Origin of the sequence: Bifidobacterium sp. W8103, from assembly GCF_016100775.1 — a bacterium.
GTDB classification, from domain to species: domain Bacteria; phylum Actinomycetota; class Actinomycetes; order Actinomycetales; family Bifidobacteriaceae; genus Bombiscardovia; species Bombiscardovia choladohabitans.
In genome coordinates this window covers 1,512,434-1,534,878 of sequence record NZ_JACFRV010000001.1, presented here as the reverse complement: position 1 = coordinate 1,534,878, position 22,445 = coordinate 1,512,434, and the positions used below count along the sequence as shown (strand labels likewise).

Genomic DNA, 22,445 nt, shown 5'->3' with positions numbered 1-22,445 from the left:
GAAGGCGGCCTTCAATCCCAGATGAGGCCTGTCTGTATGCACCCAGCTCATCAGTCAGCCACCTCCTGCCTGGCCACACCTCGAAAACGCGGATCGATCAGCCTATGGACAACGTCCACCAGCAGTCCCAGGAAGAGGAAGAAGGCCGCCAGAAGAAGCAGCTCAGACTGAACGGCCGGAAGATCCCGGTTGCCCACGTCAGTGACCAGCATGGAGCCAAGTCCCGGCAGGGCGAACAGGTTCTCGCTGACCATGACCCCGGTGATCATCTCGGCCATGGTCAGCCCAATCACCGAGACCAGCTGGGGGGAAGCCAGCCGCAGACCGATCCGCAGGGCGGCCTGGGTTCGGGTCATTCCGCAGGCCATGCCCATGTCCACATACCCCGAAGAAAGCATGTCGCCCAGCAGAGAGCGGGTGTACCGCATGATGCCAGCGCCCACGATGATTCCGGTGGACAGAGCGGGCAGAATCAAAGCTGCCAAGGCCTGCCCAGGCTGAGCCCAGCCGAGAGCAGGAAAGCCCTGGGAGGGCAGCAAACCAATCAGGCCGCTTCCCTTGGCGAAGAGCATGATCAGCAGCAGTCCTGACCAGAGGGCCGGTACTGATCCGCCCACGATGGCTGCCATGTGACTGAAGGACTGCATCCGCGGCGAGCGCGCCAGGGCGGCTGCGCAACCCAGGGGGATGCCCAGCAGCAGGGCCACGCCCAGTCCCAAAAGAATCAGCGGGAAGGTGATCTGGGCCCGGATACCCACCTGGGAGGCGATGGAACGGTTGGTCAGAATGGACCTGCCCAGGTCCCCTTGCAGAAAGCCGCTGACCCAATCCAGATACTGCCGGGGATAGGAGCGGTCCAGGCCCATCTGCCGACGCAGCCGGTCGACCCGCTCAGGCGGGGCATCCAGCCCGGCCATGACGGCGGCCACATCCCCTGGCAGGATACGCAGGGCCAGGAAGATCAGCAGGGAGATGCCCATCAGCGCCAGGATGAAGAGCACCAGGCGCCGCATCAGGAATCTAGCCATGGTCATCCTCGCCTGTAGATCAGGTCGGACAAGGGCATGAGGGACTGGTTCAGGTCGACCGGGAAGCCTTCCAACCCCGTCCGCCAGGCCGTGGTCACCCGGTAGTTGAAGAGCCAATCCGCCGCCGCATCGCTGCTGACAATCCGTGCGGCCTGGGCCAGGAGCCTGTCGGAGTCATCGGCGGAGGTCGTGGCCATGGCCTTCTGGTAGAGATCCTGGACCTGACGATTGTCATAGTTGTAGTAGTAGTTAGGGTTGGCCCACTGATGGAAGTCGTGGCTCTCGCCATGATCCACCAGAGACAGGTCGTAGTCCTTGTTGGCATGCACGTCCTGCAGCCAGACCGAGAACTCCACCACCCTGACATCCAGGTCGATGCCCACCTGACGCAGCTGCGAACGCAGCTGATCGCCCAACTCGCTGCCATAGGTGTTGGCGTAGGTCAACCGCAGCTTGAGCCGGTGCTCGGGACCGTACCCGGCCTGGGCCAGAAGCCGCCGTGACTGCTCCGGATCGTGGGGGTAGAGCCCGGTCAGATCCCGATAGCCGGGATCCAGGGAGGGTATGGGGCCGCCTAGGGCCCTGTCCGATCCGCCCCGGGAGGCGATCAGCTGCCGATGGTCGATGGCATGGCGGATGGCCTGGCGCACCCGCGGGTCGGATGTGGCGGCACCCTTGCCGTTCATGGCCAGGACGTACTTGTCGGTGTCGTCGCCCGCCTTGACCTGGAAGTCGGGGTTCTCGCGGAAGGGACTGGCCAGGTTCTCGGTGATCGGAGCCAGCACCTGCACATCCCCGCTGCGCAGGGCGTTGACGGCGGCGTTGTCGTCATTGAGATAGCGGATGACAATTGTTGGCGTCTTGGGCTTGTCGCTGCCCCAGTAATGCGGATCGGCCTTGAGGGTGACCGAATCGTTTGGCCGAAAGTTTTCCAGCAGGTATGGGCCGGATCCCACGGCCTGGGTCTTCATGTCGTAATGAGCCCGCCGGTCAAGGACCAGGCCGGCCCGGCCGCTCAGCTGCCAGAGCAGATCCTGGTAGGGTCTGGAAAGCGTCAGGCGCACCGTCAGCGGATCTGTGGCCTCAACGCCCTGGAAGCCCTCCAGCATCTCGCTGCCCTGATAGTGGCCTTCCATGAGCCCACGAATGGAGTCAACCACGTCCTGGGCCCGAAGAGCATGACCGTTGGAGAAGCGGATGCCCTCATGCAGGTGGAAGGTGTAGACCAGGCCGTCCTCGGAGACATCCCAGGTCCTGGCCAGGCCCGGACGCACCCGGTTCCGGGAATCCCGTGACACCAGGCCCTGATAGACGTTGCCGATCAGAAGCTGATCCAGCGCTGTGCCCGACTGGTTGCGGATGTCCAGATTGGTGGGAGCCAGCTTGAGCCCCACCGTGACCGTATCCGCCACGATTCCTCCCTGAGCCGGACCGGCGGATCCACGATGCCCGGTCCACAGGGAGAGAGCCAAGGCCAGAGCCAGCAGGAGGCTGAGCAGCTTCCAGGGCAGGGTGTTGCCACCCGACCTCATGGGCCTGATCCTGGCGTTGAGTTCGGGATCGGTGCTGGGTCCCGACTCCTGGGCCGCGTCTGTATCTGTTGCGGTCACGCTGCCGTGGGCATGCGTGCCGTGTCGATCTGCATTCATTGACAAATCCTTATGCTGCGGTTGACCGCCGTTCTGGTCGATCACCGCCCACCAGCATACTCCCTGAAGCCATCACCTGGGCTTATGCGCTTAGGATGGATTCGGAAAGCGCCACGCGCCCGGACGACGGCAGGGAGGAAAAGACATGCTGCTGGCCATCGACATCGGCAATACCAACATCGAGGTCGGATTCATGGAGGGCGACCGGGTCGCCGCCTCCTACAGACTGACCACAAGGATCGATCACACGGCCGATGAGTTCGGGCTTCTGTTGGGACAGCTCATGGCCCTGGCCGGCTACAGGACTGCGGATGTGCAGGATGCCATCATCTCCTCAGTGGCTCCTGCGGTCATGCACGCCTTGAGGTCCTGCTTGATCCGTTTCTTTTCCATCGACCCCATGGTGGTCGGCCCCGGCGTGAAGACAGGCATGAACATCCGATTGGCCGACCCGCGCTCCCTGGGCGCCGACTGCCTGGCCGACTGCGTGGGCGCCTTCCACCGCTACGGAGGGCCGGTCCTGGTCATCGACTTCGGCACAGCCACCACCTTCAACTATGTGGATGCCAAGGGCGCCATACGCTCAGGCCTGATCGTGCCGGGCATCCGCTCAGGGGCCCAGGCCCTTGCCGGTCAGACCGCCCAGCTGCCCCAGGTGGAGATCACCCGTCCGCAGACCATCATGGCCACGGGCACCAGGACGGCCATGCAGGCCGGGCTCTACTACAACTTCCTCGGCGGCCTGGAGCGGATCATCCGCCAGTACCGCAGCGAGATAGGCCGGGACTTCCACGTAGTGGCCACGGGCGGCATGGGTCGTACCTTCTCAGAGGACACCGACCTGATCGAGGTCTACGACCCCGAGCTGATCTTCACCGGCATGTACAGGATTCACCAGCTCAATGCCGATGGCCGACCACACGCTGCACCAGCGCACCATTGACCTGCAAATCGGCCTGCTTGCCATCCCCGGCGATGCTGGCCAGCGAACCCACCAGGACCTGGCCTTCCAGCTGAACCTGCACCGGATGCCTGGTCCGGTTGAACAGAAAAACGAAGCGCGTACGATCATCCTTGCTGACCCGCTCCACTCTCAACAGATCGGGATTGCCCTGGGCCGACCTCATATCGGCCACATCCAGGGCCTTCAATAGGGCAGGAAGGACCTTGGCCAGATCCCGGGCATCCAGACGGCAGCCCAGGTAGGCGGCCTTGCCATGACCCCAATCATGGACGGTCATGGCCGGTATGCCATCCATCCCTGTCCAGGGATCGGCCCGGTAGCCTGCCAGGACCTTGGTGTCCTTGTCCAGGTTGCCGATGACATCGGCCCAATCGTGTGCGGTGACCCCGTCGGTCAGGTCCAGATGGTCCTGCAGACCGGGCGTGCCGGGAGCCATGGGTACGAACTCCTCGACCGACAGCCCCAGCAGGTCCCGAAGCGGCCCCGGATACCCGCCGGTCCAGACACGGTCCTGCTCGTCGGCGATACCGCTGCCCCAGGTGACGATCAGCCGCCCTCCACTATGCACATACTTGTGCAGCCGTTTGGAGAGTTCGGCGTCGATCAGGTAGAGGGCCGGCAGGACCACCAGCGGATACTCCTCCCAGGTGGCCCTGACCGGCAGGACATCAGGCCGGATGGCGTTGTCCAGAAAGGCCCGGTACCAGACCGGCGGCTCCTGGCCATGCTCGACCCGGTCGCTGGGCGAGGACGCGTGGGAGCTGGCCCACTGGCTTGCGTAGTCGAGGACCAAGGCTACCGGGGCCTTGGCCAGCGTAGTGCCAGCCAAACCGGCCTGCGAGAGCCCCTGCAGGTCCCCACCCAGCTGGCAGACGTCGCGGAAGACAGCCGTGTCCTCGCCGGCATGGGGCAGCATGGCCGAGTGGAACTTTTCCGCGCCGGCCCGGGACTGTCTCCACTGGAAGTAGCAGATGGCATCAGCACCGAGTGCCAGGTGAGCCAGGGAGTCGCGCTCCAGTTGTCCAGGCTCCTTGCGGGGATTGACCGGCCGCCAGTTGACGGCCGATGTGGACTGCTCCATAAGCCACCAGGGACGTCGGCGGGCAATGGCGTCCACCAGGCTGGAGGAATAGGCCAGCTCCTCCAGATGATCCCTGCCTGGCGTCGCGTAGTGGTCATTGGCCACAAAGTCCACCTGGTCGCCCCAGTCGTCGTAGTCCAGGGTAAATCCGCCGGCGCTGACCATGAAGTTGGTGGTCAAGGGTATATCCGGGGTGATCTCAGCCAAGGTGTCACGCTCGGCCATGTAGAAATCCTTGAGGGCGTCGGAACTGAACCGCTCGAAGTCCAGCATGCGGCCCGGATTCTGGAAATTCCCCTGGCCGATGAAACGCGGGGGCAGAATCTGCGAGAAGTCGCTCAGCTTCTGTGACCAGAAATCCGTGCCCCAGGCGCGGTTGACGGCGTCGATGTCCTTGTAGCGGCGACGACACCAGCGTTGGAAGGCCCTCATGGCATCGTCGGAATAGTCGAAGCGATTGTGACAGCCATACTCATTGCCAACATGCCAGGCCACCAGATAGGGGTTGTCCCGGTAGTGCTCGGCCATGGCCCGGCAGAGCTTCAAGGCGTAGGAGCGGAAGATCGGCGACGTGGGCCGCCAGTGCTGCCGGGCCCCGGGCCAGACCGTGTCGCCTCGCTCGTCCCTGAGCAGGACTTCGGGATGGGCCTGGGTCAGCCAGAGCGGCGGCGAGGCCGTGGCCGAAGCCAGGTTGACCCCGATGCCGGCACGACCAAGCTTGTCGATGATCCGGTCCAGCCAATCGAAGTCGAAAACGCCCTCGCTGGGCTCGATACGCGACCAGGAGAAGACCGCCAGGGCCACCACGTTGACCCCTGCCTTGGTCATCAGCCTGACATCCTCATCCCATGTATCCTCGGGCCACTGGTCGGGGTTGTAGTCGCATCCGTACCAGAGGGACTGCTGACCCTTGAGATGCTTGGGCCATCGATAGGGCCGCCGTGTCGGTATGCTCATGGGTAGAACCTCCTGGTCCATCTCAACCCTCGGACGGGGATGCCTGCCGCGTCCACGTTGTCCCGCAGCTCCGGTATCCCCTGACCATTATGTCCCACCAGGCTGACTGTTCAGGCTTCTTCTTGAGAATCGAAGGGAACGGAGGAGGTGAAGATGCGTTTAACCCCGGTGAAGGGGTCGGTGAACTCCAGACGACGTGCCACCAATTGCAGTGGCCGGGAGAAGTCGTCGTAGGCCCGGGTCTGGACTCTGGGGTAAAGATCGTCGCCCACGATGGGCAGGCCCAGAGCGTTCATGTGCACACGAAGCTGATGGGTCTTGCCGGTCTGCGGATAGAGGGTGTAAATGGCCAGACATCCCCGGCCCGCCGTCAGCTCGACCCTGGTGACGGCATTGACCGGTCCACGCTCCTCCCAGGCCTGGAGAATCCCTCGGCGTTTCATCACCCTGGAGCGGCGCTCCAGCGGGAAGACCCGGGGCGGATCCAGGCGTCGCACGATGCCGGTCCGCGGGCGAACCATGGGTCGCACCGGCGCCAGGCACTGGTAGACCTTGCGCACGCGATGCTCCTGGAAAAGCATCTGGTAGGCCCGCCTGGCAGCCGGATCTCGCACCAGGACCAGCACGCCCGCAGTGGCCCTGTCGAGCCTGTGGGCGGGTATGATGTCGGGCTCCCCATACAGCTGGCGCATTCGAATCAGTACGGTGCCCGCGTACCACATCCCCCTGGGCATGGTAGCCAGAAAATGGGGCTTGTCGACCACAATGATGCGACGGTCCTCGTAGATGACTCTGGGTTCGAAGGGAATCAAGGGCTCATCCAGAACGATCCGATGCCCCCGCTGCTCGGACCCGACGACCATGGACAGCCTCTATTCCACAGTGACCGACTTGGCCAGGTTGCGGGGCTTGTCCACGTCCAGACCCTTGAGCCTGGCCATGTCCAGGGCGAACAACTGCAGGGGGACCACATCCACCAGAGGGCTGAGCAGGGTCGGGCAGGGCGGCCGCCAAAAGACCACGTCAGCATAGCGGTCGGCATCCGGATCGCCCTCCTCAGCCACGACGATGGTGAAGGCGCCGCGGGCCTTGACCTCCTCGATGGCCGAGATGACCTTGTCGTGCAGCACATTGCGGCCCCGGGCGCTGGGAACGATGACCACCACGGGCTCCCCCGGCTCCACCAGGGCGATCGGGCCGTGCTTGAGCTCGCCGGCGGCGAACCCCTCGGTAAAGATGTAGGCGATCTCCTTGAGCTTGAGCGCCCCCTCCAGTGCCACCGGATAGCCCACATGCCGCCCCAGGAAGAGGAAGGAGCGGGCCTTGGACATGCGCTGAGCCGTCTGGCTGATGACCTCGGCCTGGCTGTCCAGCACCTTTTGGATCTTGGCAGGCATGGCCTTGAGGTTGTCGATGGTCTGGTGGATCTCGTCCCGGTACATGGTTCCCTTGACCTGGGCCAGGTAGAGCCCCAGCAGGTAGGCCGCCACAATCTGGGCCAGGAAGGCCTTGGTGGAGGCCACAGCCACCTCGGGGCCGGCGTGCGTGTAGAGCACGGCATCGGACTCCCTGGGGATGGTCGACCCCTGGGTGTTGCAGATGGCCAGAACCCGTGAACCCTGTTCGCGCGCATGCCGAAGCGCCATCAGCGTGTCCATGGTCTCCCCGGACTGGGAGATGGCCACGACCAGGGTGCGCGGGGTCAGAATGGGATCACGGTAGCGGAACTCGTGGGCCAGCTCGACCTCCACCGGGATGCGGACCCAATGCTCGATGGCGTACTTGGCCACCAACCCTGCGTAGGAGGCCGTTCCGCAAGCCACGACAATGATCTTGTCGATCTGGCGGAAGACCTCCTCATCGATGTGGACCTCATCCAGATCCAGGTCGCCCGACTCGTCGTACCGGCCCAGCAGGGTGTTGGAGACCGCCGCGGGGTCCTCGTGGATCTCCTTGTCCATGAAGGAGTCCCATCCGCCCTTTTCGGCAGCCGAAGCATCCCAATCAATGGTGTAGCGGCGGGGATGCTCCACAGGATGCCCCTGGAAGTCGGTGACCAGGACCTGGTCCGCGCTGATGCAGACAGCCTGGTCCTGCCCCAGCTCCATGGCCTGACGGGTATAGGCCACGAAGGCCGCTACATCGGATCCCAGGTAGTTCTCCCCGTCCCCCAGGCCGACCACCAGCGGTGAATCGTGTCGGATGCCCACCACCAGATCGGGCTGCCTTGAGTCCACGGCCAGGATGGTGAAAGCTCCTTTGAGCATGCGGGCCAGCCGCCTGATGGCTTCGAAGATGTCGGGCTGGCCGGTGGCATCGATAATCTCCTGGGCGATCTTGCCCAAAAGCTTGGCGGCCACCTCGGTGTCCGTGGAGGATACGAAGGTGTACCCCTCGGCCTCCAGGTCCAACCGCAGCCTGGAGGCGTTCTCGATGATCCCGTTGTGGATCAGCGCGACCTTGCCGTCACGGCTGATGTGGGGATGGGCGTTGACGTCAGTGGGTTCGCCATTGGTGGCCCAACGTGTGTGGCCGATACCCACCGTGGCCTCGGGCATGGGCTTGGCCTTCAAATCTGCAATCAGGTTGCCCAGGCGCCCGGCCTTCTTGCGCACGGCCACCCGCGCCATCCCAGGGGCAGCCAGGGCCACTCCGGCCGAGTCATAACCCCGGTACTCCAAGCGTTCCAGACCCTTGAGGCAGACCTCCAGGGGCCTGCCGCAGGCCGTCCGTACCGATCCCGCATAACCGACGATTCCGCACATGGGCCCCAGTTTAGCCATGGGAATTCCGCCGCTGCCCGTCCGAAAGGCTTCTTGCCGGAATTTCTACAACCTGAACCCTGCCTGCTTCTAGAGCACGGTATGCAGGAATTCAGCGAACCTCTCGGTATGAGGATGGTCGATGATGTCAGGGCCTCCCTGTTCCACCACGACGCCCTGGTCCATGAAGACGATCTGCTCGGCCACCTCGCGGGCGAAGCCCATCTCATGGGTGACCACCACCATGGTCATGCCCTGTTGAGCCACCTGCCGCATGACCCCCAGGACCTCCCCCACCAGCTCCGGATCCAGGGCCGAGGTGGGCTCGTCGAAGAGCATGATGTCGGGGTGCATGGCCAGTGCTCGCGCGATGGCCACACGCTGCTGCTGGCCGCCGGAGAGCTGGGCGGGATAGTAATCCATCCTGTCCTCCAGCCCCACACGTTCCAGCTGGGCCTGTGCCTCCTTGCGGGCATCGGTCTTGGGAACCCGTCCCACATGGACCGGCGCCTCCATGACGTTCTCCAAGGCGGTCATGTGAGGAAAGAGGTTGAAACGCTGGAAGACCATCCCGATCTTGGAGCGCTGCCTGGCAACGGCCTTGTCGTCCAGGGTCTGCAGCACAGGGCCCTTGCCGGTATCGATCTTCCGGTATCCGGTCAGCTCGCCGTCCACATAAATCTCGCCGGCTGTGCGGGTCTCCAGCTGGTTGATCAGCCGCAACAGCGTTGACTTGCCTGAACCGGAAGGTCCCAGGACTGCCGTCACCGTGCCGGGCATGACCTCCAGGTTGATTCCCCGCAGCACATGCTGATCGCCGAATACCTTGTGCACATTCCTGATGACGATGGCCGGATCCTTGCCGCCTTGACCGTCCTTCTTGGTCTGCCTGTCCTCGTCCATGATTCTCCTCCTGCGCTCAGGCGTTCAGCCCGGCCATCATGACCTTGTTGACCTTGTCAGTCTCCTGACGGGTCTGCGGGTCCTCGCCATCCTTGCCGTCCTTGGTCCCCGACCCGACCAAGGGCCGCGAGTCGAAGCCCTTGCCATAGTGCTTTTCCAGCTGGGCCTGGATGACCATGAGAACGGAGGTGATGACCAGGTACCAGATGCAGGCCACAATCAGCAGCGGGATGGTCTTGTAGATGCGGTTGGCGATGGCGTTGGTGGCGAACTGAAGTTCCAGGGTGAAGGGCACGGCAAGAGCCAGGGATGTGGTCTTGAGCATGCCGATGGTCTCATTGCCGGTGGGCGGCACGATGATGCGCATGGCCTGAGGCAGGACAATCCGCCGCATGATCATGGACGGCGGCATGCCCAGTGCCTTGGCTGCCTCCTCCTGGCCGGGGTCCACAGCCTCGATGCCGGCACGGACGATTTCGGAAAGATAGGCGGCCTCGTTGAGTCCCAGGCCCAGCACTGTGGCCACTGTGGCGTTCAGCACGGTCTTGGTATCGATGCTCCAGAATTCGGGACCGAAGGGGATCCCGATGGCCAGCTTGGGAATCAGCACGGAAAGCAGGCCCCAGAAGACCAGCTGGGTATATACAGGAGTACCGCGGAAGAACCAGATGAAGAACCAGCTGACCCAGCGCAGGACCGGATTGGACGATTTGCGCATGACCGCCAGGATGATGGCCAGGATTGTGGCCAGGACCATGGCGTAGACGGTCAGCAGAAGGGTCCACTTGATGCCGTCCAGGACGTGCTCGTTGAAGAGGTACTTCCAGACCGTGGGCCAATCGAAGTTGGGATTGGTCACCATGCCGTGGATCAGCATGGCCACGAAGATGGCCACGATGACGGCAGCAACGATCGGCCCCGGCTTGCGCACCGGCCTGGCATGTATTCTGCCGGGGATCTGAATCTGGTCCGTCCCCTTCTTGGTATGCATCTCCTGCTTCCTTCCGCACTGCTGTACTTGTTGAGGCCTGATCTACTGCCTAACCACCTGCTGAGGCGCGGGTCGCCCGATATGACGACCCGCGCCTGGCCTTGCCTCAGTCAGAGACCGCAGGGTTGATCTCGGCCTTTTCGATCGCACCGCTCTGGACGCCCCAGTTCTTGAGGATCTTGGCGTAGACGCCGTCGTCAATCAACTTCTGAAGAGCCGCCTGGGTGGCTTCGGCCATGCCGCTGCCCTTCTTCAGAGCGGCACCTTGCAGGACGATGTCGGTATCCTTGCCCAGCTTCTCCAGCTGTCCATCGGTCTGCTTGATGGCATACCCGGTCACCTGGGAATCGGCGTAGAAGACGTCGATCTTGCCATTGACCACTGCCGTGGCGGCATCGGTCTGCTGCTTGTAGGACTGCACATCCACCGGCTTCTTGCCCTTGGCCTTGCACTCGGCCGAGATCTTGTCGGCTGCCTGCTGCTCTTCGATGGTCCCGGTTTGCACGCCGACCTTGACGCCGCAGATGTCGTCAGGATTGATCTTGGAGGGGTTCCCCTTCTTGACGGCGAAGGCCGTGCCCGCCTTGAATGTGGTGACGAAGTCGACCGACTGCATCCGCTCCTTGGTGATGGTGAAGCTGGAGATGCCCGCGTCATACTTGCTGCCGATGGCCGGGATGATGGTATCGAAGGAGGCGCTGACCATCTCCCCCTCGAGCCCCATGACCTTGGCAATGGCGTTCGACAGGTCCACGTCATAGCCGATGGGGGTCTTTCCATCCTCATTCATGAACTCGCCAGGCGCATATGAGGTCTCCATACCCACGGTCAGCTTGCCGTCCTTGGAAACTGACTCGGGCACCTTGGCCGCAATGGCCGGATCCTTCTTGATGCCACTGACGTCAAAAGCCGCTGGATGGGAGCTGGTGGTGGCCTTGCCCGACGCACTGCTGGTGTCCGCCTCGTCAGTGGTTCCGCAGGCTCCGATGGAGGCCAGCAGGGTGATACTCAGAGCCGCCGCCAACACCGCCTTGATCTTGCCCATGTCTTCTCCTCTTCCGGACCGCCCCGAAGCGACCCCTCATTGCTCTTGAGTGACATGCACTATTATGCACACATTTGTATTTTTATGCATACAGAATAAGATTAATGCGATATTACTGACTGCTTATCCTGATGTTTTTGGCTCAATAGCAGGCCAAAGATGCTATTCAAGACTGCCTATCGCCATCAGCCCCGGGCGTGTCGAGCCTGCATAGAGCAGGCAGACTTAAACGGGCGACTGTCGGTTTGTTGAGGAACTGGAAAATTGATCTGTGAACTCAGCCGCGCCGGTTGCGGTAACGCATGGCCCTTTGGGCCTCACGGCGATCCTGCTCCTCCCGCAGAGACTGGCGCTTGTCATACTCGCGCTTCCCTCGGGCCACAGCGATCTCGACCTTGACCTTGCCGTCCTTGAAATACAGACTCAAGGGAACGATGGTATAGCCCTTGGCCTGAATCTGCCGCTCCAAGCGAACAATCTGCCGGGCGTGGAGGAGCAGCTTGCGCTTGCGCTTGGGTGCGTGGTTGTTCCAGGTGCCATTGAGGTACTCGGGGATGTTGGCGTTTTCCAACCAGACCTCGTGCCGCCGGTCAATGCTGACGAACGACTCGGCCAGGGAGGCACGCCCCTCGCGCAGAGACTTGACCTCGGTCCCGGTCAGCGCGATGCCGGCCTCGTACCGATCCTCGATCTGGTAGTCATGACGGGCCCTGCGGTTCTGGGCAATCATCGACGTGCCGGTTTCCTTAGCCATAATATCCTCCTCCTGATCGCGCCAAGGAGGCTACCTGGCACTCCGGACAGCGATAATACCGTTCCAAGCGGCGGACCTGGCCCTCATCGGCATCAGTAATGAATGTATTGGTAGTTGCCTGCCCCATAGACCGTTTCATAGGTAGGGAAGGAGGCGAAGCCTGCACCTCCTTCGGAGATGAGTACCGATCCATCTGCATTGACCCGCTCGACCACAGCCACGTGGCCATAGGTCCAATTGGCGTTCCAACGAGTTACCCGCTGGCCACGGGCGAAGACCATGGCAGCACCGACATGGGGAGTATTGTTGACTAAATAGCCCAATTTACGTGCATTGCCAGCCCAATCAGCCCCATTACCCATATAGGATCCCACAGGAAGAGACAGCTGCGAGCGGCGTTTATAGGCCCAAAGTGTACACTGTGGGTAAGAATAAGCACTACCGCCCACTGTATTGCCAGTATTATGGCCATAACAGAATCCAGAACCTGAAGGACAGCTACCGGGCACCGCATAATTCATACCGGAGGCGCCGCTACCGCCACCGTTGCCTCTACCGCTATTACCACCGCCGCCATTGTTACTGGGCGGGGCAGGCCGTGGATTCCGTGCCGGACGGGATCCGCCGCCATTGCTGATCTGCTGGGCTCCTCCGGCATGCGGGTCAGCTCTGCCGCCCGCATTGCCGGTGTTCAGCGAGTCAATCATGGATTCGGTGGCTACAATTTCTGCAGCCTCTCGGGCAGACTGTGTGGTCAGGGCAGCCTTTTGACTCTCCAGCTGCTTACGTGCTGCGGTCCCCTGGTCACGCAGGGCCTGCAGGTGGTCCTGCTTGGCCTGAGCCGCCGCTACAGCCTGCTGGGCCACCGCCTGCTGTTGATCGGCCTTGGCCTTGAGCGTGCTAATCTGCTCCTCGATGGCCTCCAGACGCTGCTTGCGGTTCATGGAGGAGTTAAGGGTATTGGCTGCATCGTTGGCCGCATTGGCTTCGGACCTGGTTACAGCCGCATCGGACTGCATCTTGTCTACAAAATCCTGGGTACTTGAAGACTTGGTCACCACATCCATGATCTGAGAAGTCTCGGACCCATGAAAACTCTTTCTGGCCATCTGTGCCACGCCAGCCTTGGCATCGTCATAGTCGAGGCCGGTCTGACGTATCTTAGCCTCCAGGTCTGCGCGATCCTTGCGGGCAGCCTCCAGGCGGTCGTTGGTGGCCTGAACCAGGCTGTCGGCCTGTTCGGCCTGCTGCTGGGCATCGTTAGCGCTTTGCTGCGCAGCCGGAATCTGGTTGGAGGTCAGATCATCAAGGCTCAATATCTGGTTGGCAAGTTGGGCGCTGACACCAGCCAGCTTGCTCTTCAGGGCCGCGTGGTTCTGAACTTGCTGCTGGTAGCTGCTCCAGTCGGCTCGGGCAGGTTCGGGGGCTACTGACAGTCCGAGGATTCCGCCGCCCAGCATCATGGCCAACGATCCGACGAGACCGCAAATAGCCTCCCACTGTTTGGTACGATTCATGGTCAAGTCCCTCACTATCGTTTTCCATGCTAGTCACCATTATGACAGAGATTGCGCCCCCAATCGATTGGCCAGTCGCCGAAAATCAGGTCCGCAAATACCGCCGCAGGGAGATGGAGGAGGCCAGTGCGGACAAGAGCATGGCCCCCAGGATCAAGGCTGGCGCTATGAGCAGTACTGTGGACTGGTTCACAAAAGGCATCCATTGGACCGTGCGAGCCAGCCAGTCGGTAATGAAGAGCTTGACGATGGCGCTCAGGGCTCCGACAGCCAGAATCGAACCCAGCAGGGAGGCCACCACGCCCTCCAGGATGAAGGGCAGCCGGATGGTCCAGTTGGAGGCTCCCACCAGTCTCATGATCTCCGTCTCGTTCCGACGGGAGGCGGCGCTCATTCTGATAGTGGTGCCGGTCAGCAGAATGGCCACAATCACCATGACCACAGCCAGGACCAGAGTGACCGCCGTGGCCCTGTTGAGAATTTTGAAGACCGGGTCGAATATCTGACGCTGGTCGGAGACCTCTTCTACGCCATCGCGTCCGGACAGCACCTCGGAGACCACCTGGTACTTGGTCGGGTCCTTGAGCTTGAGCCGCAGGGAGGCCTGCATGTCCGCCGCGGTCATGGTCCTTCCCTCGTAGGTACCGTCAGGGTACTGCTTGAGGAAGGTGTTCTTGAAAAAGTCCTCACGGCTCTGATAGGTGATCTTGGCCACGGAGTCGCTCAGCTCGTTGTTAATGGTGTTCTCCAGCTTGACAATCTCATCATCGGTGGGCGCCTTGCCGGTCGCGCACGAGGCCGCCTGGCTGGTGCCGTCCGGGCAGAGCCAGACCACCACCTCCACCTGGTCGTACCAGTCTCCCTTGGCCTTGCTGATTTGAGCCTGCATGAGGCCCGAGGCACCTATGAACAGAAAGGAGATGAAGGTGACCAGCATGACCGAGAGGATCATGGACCCGTTGCGGCGCAGGTTGTCCCAGGTGCTGGAAAGGATGAACCGCAGTCTCATCGTGCCGCCTTCTTCTTGTCATCATGCTCATCCCGAGCCTGTGCGTCGTTCTCTCCATGGGACTTCCTGGCCGCCTTGGGGACTTCAGGCGGAGCAGGAGGAGCCGGCGGGGCCCCCATGGACTTGATGTCATGATGATTTTCGCTCGTTGAGACCTTTTTATTGCTCCTGGCCTTGTTGGAGGTCTGTTTTGAGAATTTGAGGTCGTCCCGCTTCTTCCGGCCTGTAGTCTGACCGGATTTGCCGGTCGGTTCTGCCGGGCTGGAGCCATCAGACCCCGCGGGCTGATTGGGCCTCTTGAACCGTTGTTCAGAATCAGAGGATTCGGCTGAAGAGCTCTTCAAGTGTGGACGTTCCTCGGTCTTTTCATGCTTCTGAGGCTGGCCATCACTGTCTCGTTTATCCCCCTGGCCACGGTCAATGCCTTGTTTCCCGTCCTGCTTCCGAAGGCCCGGATCTTCAGTCTGCCGATCCTGGGACCCGCTTTCAGCGGTCACCTTGGGTTCGGCAACATCCGAACCAGGCGCGGACTTCCGAGATTTTCTGGAGGCTGTACGTTCCGCACGGGGATGATTGGCGGACTCATCACGATCAGTTCCTGCCTTGTCGCGGTCCCTGTCCCTGGAATCGTCACTCGATTGACCTGATCGACCCTGGCTGCCCTGGGCCGCAGGCCTGCGGAACCGCTCATCCGAGTCAGAGCCTTTGCTCCGATCGAGCTGCCCTGCACCGGCGTCTTCGTGCTGACCGAGATCTTCCTGGGCGGACTCAAGGCTGCCCAGACCCTTGCCCCAGGTCAGGGTGTCCTCCACCGAGGTGAAGACCTGTCCATAACGCCCGGTTCTGCCCGAATGCATGGACTTGGCCAGACGCGCGATCCCCTCGTCGCCATACTGACCCTGGTTGACGGCCTGTGCAACCGCTTGGACCACCTGCTTGGCCCCCTTGGTCCCATCCGCGATGGGCTCGGTAGCCGAGCTGTTCCCATCCTGCACAACGACCTGCACCGGACGGCGCCCTGCAACTCCAGCCTTACGCACACGATCCAGGGCATCGCCATCAGCTGGATCCCCGATGGCATGATGGGAGCGTGCAGCCACTTCGGCATCGGGGAAGAAGCGGGAAGAATCATAGGAGCCGTGGGCCTCATCACGCATGATCCGACCTGTATGCAGCTCTACCACACGCTTGCGCATGGAGTTGACGATCTCCTCGTTGTGGGTGGCCATGACCACGGTGGTACCGGTCCTGTTGATGGCGTCCAGGACCTCCATGATGCCCAAGGAAGTGGTGGGATCAAGATTGCCGGTAGGCTCATCCGCCAGCAGAATTTCCGGGTTGTTGACGTAGGCCCGGGCCAGAGCCACACGCTGGGCCTCGCCGCCGGAGAGCTCGTGGGGATAGTTGTGCTCCTTGCCGGTCAGCCCCACGGTCTTGAGCACCTGGGGCACCAGGGTCTTGATAGTGGACCGACGAGCGCCGATGACCTCCAGCGTGAAGGCTACGTTCTGCCATACTGTCTTGTTGTTGAGCAGTTTGTAATCCTGGAATACGAAACCAATGGAACGCCGATAGCCGGGGATCTCGCGGTTGCGCAGACGTCGCAGGTCGTTGCCGGCCACGCGGATCTCCCCCTCGGTGGCCTCCTCCTCGCGCAGGAGCAGCCGCAGCAGAGTGGTCTTGCCCGACCCGCTGGCACCCACCAGAAAGACGAAATCCCCGCGATTGACATCCAGGCTGATGTTGTCCAAGGCTGGACGGGACCCCTTGGGGTAAATCTTGGTCACGCCCTTGAGCGAAATCAACGCCATTTACACTCCGTTCCTCGGTATTCCCATACAGAGGCTATCAAGAAGACCGACACTACTCACCCATGAAACACCGACCGGACCTGAGCCGGACGAAGCTCTACTTGTCGGCTTCCTCCTCGCGGGCCTGGACCCGCTGCTGGTGCCGCCAGCGAATGCCGGCCTCGATGAAGGCGTCAATGTCACCGTCGAAGACCCCCTGGGTATCCGAGGTCTCGTATCCGGTGCGCAGGTCCTTGACCATCTGGTAGGGATGCAGCACATAGGAGCGCATCTGGTCGCCCCAGCTGGCCTTGATGTCGCCGGCCAGCTCCTTCTTCTTCTTGGCCTCCTCCTCATGCCGCAGAACCAGCAGCCGGGACTGCAGAACGGCCATGGCAGCCGCGCGGTTCTGGATCTGGCTGCGCTCATCCTGCATGGTGACCACGATGTTGGTCGGCAGGTGGGTGATGCGCACAGCCGAATAGGTGGTGTTGACACCCTGGCCGCCGGGGCCGGAGGAGCAGTAGGTATCCACTCGGATGTCCGAGTCGGGGATGTCGATGTGGTCGGTGGGCTCCACCAGGGGGATGACCTCGACAGCAGCGAAAGAAGTCTGCCGCCTGCCCTGGTTGTCAAAGGGCGAGATCCGCACCAGACGATGGGTGCCGCCCTCCACCGACAACCGCCCATAGGCATAGGGGGCGTCCACCTGGAAGGTGGCCGACTTGATGCCGGCCTCCTCCGCGTAGGAGGTGTCCATGACCTTGGTAGAGAAGCCGTGCCGTTCAGCCCATCGCATGTACATTCGCAGGAGCATCTGGGCCCAGTCGGCCGCATCCACCCCGCCGGCGCCCGAGCGGATGGTGACCACGGCAGCGCGCTCGTCGTACTCCCCGTCCAGCAGGGTCTGAATCTCCATGTCATCCAGGTCGGACCTCAAAGAGTCGATCTCCTTGCGGGCCTCCACCAGGGTGTCCTGATCATGCTCCTCCTGGCCCAGCTCCTCCAGTGCCTGGACATCGTCCAGCCGTGAGGAGGCGGACTCCAGGTGCTTGAGCTGGGATTGCAGGGCCGAGAGCCTGCTGGTCACCTTCTGCGCATTCTCCTGGTCGTCCCAGAGTCCGGGCGCGCTGGCCTGACGCTCCAAATCAGCAATCCGCGAGCGCAGACCCTCCGGGTCCAGCGCCTTGGAAATCATCTCGTACTTGGCCTTGGCCTGCTCCAATGCTTGAGCAAAATCCATCTCTGCCATACCGTCTCACCGCTTTCCAGACCGGCTCCGCACGAGCCGGCCACCGTCTTCATTCCTGTTTGCCTTTGCCTGTGACGGCCGAATTCCCGCCGACCGGACGGGCCGGGTCAAAGGCCGCTGAAGATGGCAGGGATGACGAGACTGGCCAGCAACGCCACGGCGATGACCAGGCAGACCGCCCTGGCCGTATTGCGACGCCGGCGCTCCCGGCGCTCCCGCTCATGACTGTAGGCACTCATAGTTGATGATTTTACCTATCGGCTGGGACCTGGCTGACGACGATCCAGACCCGGCTGTCGGACGGACCGCCCGTGTTTGAGCATCACCCGGTTTATCCTGTAAGACAACTTGATGTCAACACGACTGCACCGCCTGAAGGAGGAACGATGAGCACAGCACGCACCGCATGGGGTTGGGGCCTGGCCAGCCAGGACGAACAGGGCCGGACCCTGGACGTCTGGTACCCCAAGGCCGAGATCTCCACACCGCCGACCCCGGCGAACCGTCCCAACCACGACTTCGGCGACCAGGTTCACAACCAGCCCGACGCCCGCGGCATCCGCAGGGTGCCTGTCTTCACCGTGGCCGATCTGGATGGCCCGATAGCCGATGCCGCCGACGCCTATCTGCGGCTTCACCTGCTCAGCATGCGCCTGACCCCGCCCAACAGCATGAACCTGGATGGGATCTTCGAACAACTGACCACGGTGGTCTGGACCAACTACGGACCCTTCGCCGTGGAGGACTTCGCCCTGCGTAGGTCAGGGGTCATGGATGCAGCCAGCCGGTCCATGCCGGGTATCCCGGTGACGCAGGTAACGGTGATGAGCGTGGACAAGTTCCCACGCATGGTTGATTACGTGGTTCCCGAGGGAGTCCGCATCGGCAATGCCGATCGGATTCGGCTCGGCGCCCACCTTGCGCCGGGAACGACGGTGATGCATGAGGGCTTCGTCAACTTCAACGCCGGAACCCTGGGCCATTCCATGGTCGAGGGGCGAATCTCCCAGGGGGTTGTGGTCGGCGACGGTTCGGACATCGGCGGCGGGGCCTCCATCATGGGCACCCTGTCCGGTGGAGGCCGCCATCGGGTCTCCATCGGTGAGCACTCCTTGCTGGGAGCCAACGCCGGCATCGGCATCTCCCTGGGCGATGACTGCGTGGTCGAAGCCGGGCTCTATGTCACCGCTGGTACCAAGATCGGCCTGGGCGACCAAGTGGTCAAAGGGGCGGAGCTGAGCGGACGGGATCATTTGCTCTTCATCCGCGACTCCCGCACCGGCCAGGTCAAGGCCCTGCCCCGCAAGAAGGGGATCGAGCTGAACGAGCGCCTGCACGCCAACTGAGCCCCGGCGCTCATCGGACTCAGCGCTGCTCCATGGGCAGGTAGTCGCGCGGACCCTGGCCGGTATAGACCTGCCTGGGACGCCCGATTTTCGTGTCAGGATCGTCCAGCATCTCCCTGTACTGGGCGATCCATCCGGGGATGCGTCCTAATGCGAAGAGCGTGGTGAACATCTCCGGGTCGAAGCCGATGGCGCGGTAGATGAGCCCGGTGTAGAAGTCCACATTTGGATAGAGGTGGCGCTCGACGAAGTAGTCGTCATGCAGGGCCAGGTCCTCCAGTTCCAGAGCCACGTCGAAGAGTTCCGCATCCTCGGCATTCCTATCCTGGTCGGGTTCGTCCATGAGCTTGTAGAGCCACTGCTTGGCTATGGCCGCACGCGGATCATAGGACTTATAGACCCGGTGGCCCAGACCCGCGATTTTCCGCCCCTCGCTCTTGGCCTGGTCCACATACCCCCGCACTCCCAGACCGGAATCCCGTATGCTCTTCAACTGACGCAGCACGGCTTCGTTGGCCCCGCCGTGCAGGGGACCTGACAGGGTATTGATGCCGGCGGCCACTGCCGAATACAGGTTGGCCCGGGCCGATCCGGCAATCCGCACCACTGAGGTGGAGCAGTTCTGTTCATGGTCGGCATGGATGATCAGAAGCTTGTCCAGGGCCTGCACCTTGAGAGGATCGGCCTGATAGGGCTGGTAGGGCATGGCGAAGCTCATCCGCAGGAAGTCCTCCACATAGCCCCAGGTCCTGTCCGGATAGAGCAGCGGCTGGTCACGGCGACGACGGTGAATCAGGGAGACGATGGTGCGCACCTTGGCCATGATGATGGCGCTGGCCTCATCCAGCTGATCGGAATCGTCAACATTACAGGTATCCGGGTGGAAGCCGGCCAGAGCATTGACCGCCGCAGCCAACACACTCATGGGATGCGCCTGGCGGGGGAAGGAAGAGAGCAGATGGCGGAAGTCCTCCCCTACGACCGTGTAGCCCAGGACATGGCTGCGGAACCGCTGGTACTGCTCGGCATCAGGCAACTCACCGTGGGACAGCAACCAGGCCACTTCGAGGAAATTGGACTGGGCACATAGGTCCTCTATGGCATAGCCTCTGTAGCGCAGTATGGACCGCTTGCCGTCAATGAAGGTGATTCCCGAGACGCACTGGGCCGTGGTCTGGAAGCCGGGATCCAGCGTGACCCAGCCGTCGTTGCGCAGGGAGGAGACCAGAATGCCGTCGGGCCCTTCGGTGGCGCGAACCAGGGGAAGATCAACCTGTTCGGAATCGATGGACAACCGTGCTGTGGACACCACGCACCTCCTGTCAATCAACCAGTGAGGTGCCAGTGAGAGTCGACGGCCATGCCGGATCAGGCTACCGGCACCTGTACCGGCGTGGAATTGCCGACATGCTAGCAGAAACAACCACGACTTCGATTACCGGCTTGTAACCACAAGCATGAATCCGTCACCTCCACCCACGACGCGCAGGGCCAGGCCAGTGCCGTCCTCGTTCCCACACCAGCCTGCGGGCACAAGGCCAGGGAAGAAAGGGCCAGTGTCAAACAGGGCAGGTATCAAAGAGGGACCCAGAAGCATCCACATTGTGGACATTCCTGGGTCCCTTATAGTCCTAGCTCGGCCGCGAGCAACCTATGACTCAGTCCCTGGTCGTCAGGATGACAGGCCCCTGCTCGGTGATGGCGATGGTGTGCTCGCTGTGGGCGCCGCGCGATCCGTCTGCAGAACGCAGGGTCCAACCATCCTTGGGATCCTGGTAAATCTGATCGGTGGTCGCCAGGAACCAAGGCTCAATGGCGATGACCAGGCCCGGGCGCAGCTTGTAGCCGTGATGAGGCGTGCCGTCGTTGGGCACATGGGGGTCACCGTGCATAATCCGCCCTACTCCGTGTCCGCCGAACTCCAGGTTGACGCTGTATCCGTTTTCATGGGCAACCTGACCGACTGCGGCGGAGATATCACCCAGGCGGTTACCGGGCTGAGCCTGGGCGATGCCCGCCTTCAGGGCCTCTTCCGTGGTTCGAATCAGGCGCAGATCCTCTGGATCTGCATGCTCGCCCACCACGAAGCTGATGGCCGAGTCGCCCACCCAGCCGTCCACGTTGATGGCCAGGTCCAGGGAGAGCAGATCGCCATCCTTGAGGTTGTAGTCATATGGCACCCCGTGCAGGACGGCATCGTTGACGGACAGACAGATGTAGTGGGCGAAGGGGCCGGTGCCGAAATCAGGCGCGTAGTCCACATAGCAGGAGGTGGCTCCCTTACGGGAGTTGATCCTGTCCTTGACGTAGTCGTCCAGCTCCAGCAGGTTGACCCCGGGTTTGCTCATGGCCTTGAGCTCCTTGAGGATGCTGCCGACAAATCTGCCCGCCGGCTTCATCTGTTCGATCTCCTGCTTGGTTTTGAGCTCGATCATCCTCTGCGTCCTTTCATAATTGGTGCCCGCGGGTGCCACCCCTCAGAATCCTGCCCAAGTACTACCACTCAGTATTATCGGGTCGGTCGGACGAGTCCGGCTCTCAGTTCCGACCGAAGGTGAAGGCCCTGATGATGGAGACGACTCCCAGCACCAGAAGAGCACACCCGCTGAAAATGACCAGGAAGATGACGGAGCTCAGCGGGTAGATCATGACGATGATTCCGGCGATGATGGAGACGATGCCCGAGAAGATGGCCCAGCCTGAATGCGGGAGCCCCCAGGATGCTGCCAAACTCATCACGCCCTCCATGATCCAGCTGATGCCCACGATGATGGTGACCAGTAGGGTCAGCGCCGAAGCTGACAGGGCCGTGTTCCTGACGATGACAATGCCGCCGACGGCGATCAGGGCGCCAAAGAGGACACCCAGCACCCGCCAACCGCCAGGAAGCCCCTTGGACACGATGGAGGTGGCCAGACGGACCACACCGGAGATGATGAAGTAGATGCCCAGCACCACAGTCACGGCAATGAGGGTCTTGTCCGGTCTGAGCAACAGGGCCAGGCCCAGGATGACGCCAATCACACCCATGACGCCCATAATGATGCGAATGGCCCGCAGGGTTCTGAATCCCAGATCCTCTGCGATCATGGAGAATGGATCCATCCGTGGCGGGCGCCTCTGGTAGCCGGGGTATTGCCCATACTGACCATAATTATTCTGTCCGTAATAATTCTGGTATTGGCCGTTATTATTCTGCGAAGAATCCTGACCACCGTACTGATTGGGCTGACCGCCCTGCATGGGATCCGTCATACCGTCCTCTTTCGCTCGCTCAGGGCGACCGAGCGGCCGTCCTGTTACCGTCTACCAAGTTTAAATCACCAAGGAGGCAATCGCGGCTTTTCCTTCGGCGGATGGTTCGCCGGTCCGCTGATTCCCGGCGACCCCGGGGCAT

The 22,445-nt window shown here is 62.1% G+C and carries 18 protein-coding genes and 1 pseudogene; 2 read left to right on the top strand and 17 right to left on the bottom strand.

Annotated elements, in window-relative coordinates:
• Nucleotides 1–50: 50 nt before the first annotated feature.
• On the bottom strand, nucleotides 51–1,028 hold the full coding sequence (locus H3U90_RS05960; RefSeq protein ID WP_198177414.1) for an ABC transporter permease: 978 nt from the start codon (nucleotides 1,026–1,028) through the stop codon (nucleotides 51–53).
• Between the two features lie 2 nt (nucleotides 1,029–1,030).
• Nucleotides 1,031–2,677 carry an ABC transporter substrate-binding protein gene (locus H3U90_RS05955; RefSeq protein WP_198177413.1) on the bottom strand — a complete coding sequence of 549 codons (1,647 nt, stop codon included), beginning with the start codon at nucleotides 2,675–2,677 and terminating at the stop codon, nucleotides 1,031–1,033.
• Nucleotides 2,678–2,822: 145 nt separating this feature from the next.
• Here H3U90_RS05955 and H3U90_RS05950 point away from each other — a divergent pair, with 145 nt between their 5' ends.
• A complete protein-coding gene (locus tag H3U90_RS05950; RefSeq protein ID WP_198177412.1) occupies nucleotides 2,823–3,620 on the top strand; it encodes a type III pantothenate kinase in 798 nt (265 codons plus the stop codon).
• Here H3U90_RS05950 and H3U90_RS05945 read toward each other — a convergent pair.
• The 12 genes and pseudogenes from H3U90_RS05945 to H3U90_RS08355 all read right to left on the bottom strand — a co-directional run bounded on the left by H3U90_RS05945 (nucleotide 3,577) and on the right by H3U90_RS08355 (nucleotide 17,941).
• Complete coding sequence (locus tag H3U90_RS05945) at nucleotides 3,577–5,679, bottom strand: beta-galactosidase (protein WP_198177411.1); 2,103 nt, start codon at nucleotides 5,677–5,679, stop codon at nucleotides 3,577–3,579. The genes H3U90_RS05950 and H3U90_RS05945 overlap by 44 nt on opposite strands.
• A 110-nt stretch (nucleotides 5,680–5,789) precedes the next feature.
• A complete protein-coding gene (locus H3U90_RS05940; RefSeq protein WP_198177410.1) occupies nucleotides 5,790–6,542 on the bottom strand; it encodes a pseudouridine synthase in 753 nt (250 codons plus the stop codon).
• 9 nt (nucleotides 6,543–6,551) lie between these two features.
• Complete coding sequence (gene glmS, locus H3U90_RS05935) at nucleotides 6,552–8,444, bottom strand: glutamine--fructose-6-phosphate transaminase (isomerizing) (RefSeq protein ID WP_198177628.1); 1,893 nt, start codon at nucleotides 8,442–8,444, stop codon at nucleotides 6,552–6,554.
• 87 nt (nucleotides 8,445–8,531) lie between these two features.
• Nucleotides 8,532–9,344, bottom strand: a complete 813-nt coding sequence (locus H3U90_RS05930) for an amino acid ABC transporter ATP-binding protein (protein WP_198177409.1) — start codon at nucleotides 9,342–9,344, stop codon at nucleotides 8,532–8,534.
• Nucleotides 9,345–9,360: 16 nt separating this feature from the next.
• A complete protein-coding gene (locus tag H3U90_RS05925) occupies nucleotides 9,361–10,335 on the bottom strand; it encodes an amino acid ABC transporter permease (protein WP_198177408.1) in 975 nt (324 codons plus the stop codon).
• 106 nt (nucleotides 10,336–10,441) lie between these two features.
• Entirely contained in the window at nucleotides 10,442–11,380 is a 939-nt protein-coding gene (locus H3U90_RS05920; protein WP_198177407.1) for an ABC transporter substrate-binding protein, read from the bottom strand.
• A 277-nt stretch (nucleotides 11,381–11,657) separates the two neighbouring features.
• A complete protein-coding gene (smpB, locus tag H3U90_RS05915) occupies nucleotides 11,658–12,134 on the bottom strand; it encodes an SsrA-binding protein SmpB (protein ID WP_198177406.1) in 477 nt (158 codons plus the stop codon).
• Nucleotides 12,135–12,226: 92 nt separating this feature from the next.
• Nucleotides 12,227–13,651 (bottom strand): CHAP domain-containing protein, encoded by a 1,425-nt coding sequence (locus H3U90_RS05910; RefSeq protein ID WP_198177405.1) that lies wholly within the window; start codon nucleotides 13,649–13,651, stop codon nucleotides 12,227–12,229.
• 85 nt (nucleotides 13,652–13,736) lie between these two features.
• Nucleotides 13,737–14,660, bottom strand: a complete 924-nt coding sequence (ftsX, locus tag H3U90_RS05905) for a permease-like cell division protein FtsX (RefSeq protein WP_198177404.1) — start codon at nucleotides 14,658–14,660, stop codon at nucleotides 13,737–13,739.
• 779 nt (nucleotides 14,661–15,439) lie between these two features.
• A pseudogene (gene ftsE, locus H3U90_RS08290) lies at nucleotides 15,440–16,471 on the bottom strand (cell division ATP-binding protein FtsE); the annotation flags it as partial.
• 97 nt (nucleotides 16,472–16,568) lie between these two features.
• Nucleotides 16,569–17,702, bottom strand: coding sequence for a peptide chain release factor 2 (prfB, locus tag H3U90_RS05895; protein ID WP_198177402.1), 1,134 nt, complete (start codon nucleotides 17,700–17,702; stop codon nucleotides 16,569–16,571).
• 107 nt (nucleotides 17,703–17,809) lie between these two features.
• Nucleotides 17,810–17,941, bottom strand: coding sequence for a hypothetical protein (locus tag H3U90_RS08355; protein ID WP_255297770.1), 132 nt, complete (start codon nucleotides 17,939–17,941; stop codon nucleotides 17,810–17,812).
• A gap of 147 nt (nucleotides 17,942–18,088) precedes the next feature.
• On the opposite strand from H3U90_RS08355, the gene dapD reads away from it, so the two are divergent.
• Entirely contained in the window at nucleotides 18,089–19,048 is a 960-nt protein-coding gene (dapD, locus tag H3U90_RS05890; protein WP_198177401.1) for a 2,3,4,5-tetrahydropyridine-2,6-dicarboxylate N-succinyltransferase, read from the top strand.
• A gap of 19 nt (nucleotides 19,049–19,067) precedes the next feature.
• Here the strand turns inward: dapD and H3U90_RS05885 are convergent, their stop codons facing one another.
• The 3 genes from H3U90_RS05885 to H3U90_RS05875 form a co-directional block, all read right to left on the bottom strand.
• A complete protein-coding gene (locus H3U90_RS05885) occupies nucleotides 19,068–20,357 on the bottom strand; it encodes a citrate synthase (RefSeq protein WP_081709080.1) in 1,290 nt (429 codons plus the stop codon).
• Between the two features lie 349 nt (nucleotides 20,358–20,706).
• The gene (gene map / locus H3U90_RS05880) at nucleotides 20,707–21,483 is read right to left on the bottom strand and encodes a type I methionyl aminopeptidase (RefSeq protein WP_024626681.1); all 777 of its coding nucleotides are present in this window, start codon (nucleotides 21,481–21,483) and stop codon (nucleotides 20,707–20,709) included.
• A 103-nt stretch (nucleotides 21,484–21,586) separates the two neighbouring features.
• Nucleotides 21,587–22,303 carry a DUF308 domain-containing protein gene (locus H3U90_RS05875; RefSeq protein WP_198177400.1) on the bottom strand — a complete coding sequence of 239 codons (717 nt, stop codon included), beginning with the start codon at nucleotides 22,301–22,303 and terminating at the stop codon, nucleotides 21,587–21,589.
• Nucleotides 22,304–22,445 lie beyond the last annotated feature (142 nt).

Excerpts from the sequence above, each read along its gene's own strand:
- H3U90_RS05945 (WP_198177411.1), bottom strand. The coding sequence starts at position 5,679 with ATGAGCATACCGACACGGCGGCCCTATCGATGGCCCAAGCATCTCAAG.
- dapD (WP_198177401.1), top strand. The coding sequence starts at position 18,089 with ATGAGCACAGCACGCACCGCATGGGGTTGGGGCCTGGCCAGCCAGGAC.
- H3U90_RS05930 (WP_198177409.1), bottom strand. The coding sequence starts at position 9,344 with ATGGACGAGGACAGGCAGACCAAGAAGGACGGTCAAGGCGGCAAGGAT.
- smpB (WP_198177406.1), bottom strand. The coding sequence starts at position 12,134 with ATGGCTAAGGAAACCGGCACGTCGATGATTGCCCAGAACCGCAGGGCC.
- H3U90_RS05940 (WP_198177410.1), bottom strand. The coding sequence starts at position 6,542 with ATGGTCGTCGGGTCCGAGCAGCGGGGGCATCGGATCGTTCTGGATGAG.
- H3U90_RS08355 (WP_255297770.1), bottom strand. The coding sequence starts at position 17,941 with ATGAGTGCCTACAGTCATGAGCGGGAGCGCCGGGAGCGCCGGCGTCGC.
- map (WP_024626681.1), bottom strand. The coding sequence starts at position 21,483 with ATGATCGAGCTCAAAACCAAGCAGGAGATCGAACAGATGAAGCCGGCG.
- prfB (WP_198177402.1), bottom strand. The coding sequence starts at position 17,702 with ATGGCAGAGATGGATTTTGCTCAAGCATTGGAGCAGGCCAAGGCCAAG.
- H3U90_RS05875 (WP_198177400.1), bottom strand. The coding sequence starts at position 22,303 with ATGACGGATCCCATGCAGGGCGGTCAGCCCAATCAGTACGGTGGTCAG.
- H3U90_RS05950 (WP_198177412.1), top strand. The coding sequence starts at position 2,823 with ATGCTGCTGGCCATCGACATCGGCAATACCAACATCGAGGTCGGATTC.
- glmS (WP_198177628.1), bottom strand. The coding sequence starts at position 8,444 with ATGTGCGGAATCGTCGGTTATGCGGGATCGGTACGGACGGCCTGCGGC.
- H3U90_RS05925 (WP_198177408.1), bottom strand. The coding sequence starts at position 10,335 with ATGCATACCAAGAAGGGGACGGACCAGATTCAGATCCCCGGCAGAATA.
- H3U90_RS05960 (WP_198177414.1), bottom strand. The coding sequence starts at position 1,028 with ATGGCTAGATTCCTGATGCGGCGCCTGGTGCTCTTCATCCTGGCGCTG.
- H3U90_RS05955 (WP_198177413.1), bottom strand. The coding sequence starts at position 2,677 with ATGAATGCAGATCGACACGGCACGCATGCCCACGGCAGCGTGACCGCA.
- H3U90_RS05910 (WP_198177405.1), bottom strand. The coding sequence starts at position 13,651 with ATGAATCGTACCAAACAGTGGGAGGCTATTTGCGGTCTCGTCGGATCG.
- ftsX (WP_198177404.1), bottom strand. The coding sequence starts at position 14,660 with ATGAGACTGCGGTTCATCCTTTCCAGCACCTGGGACAACCTGCGCCGC.
- H3U90_RS05920 (WP_198177407.1), bottom strand. The coding sequence starts at position 11,380 with ATGGGCAAGATCAAGGCGGTGTTGGCGGCGGCTCTGAGTATCACCCTG.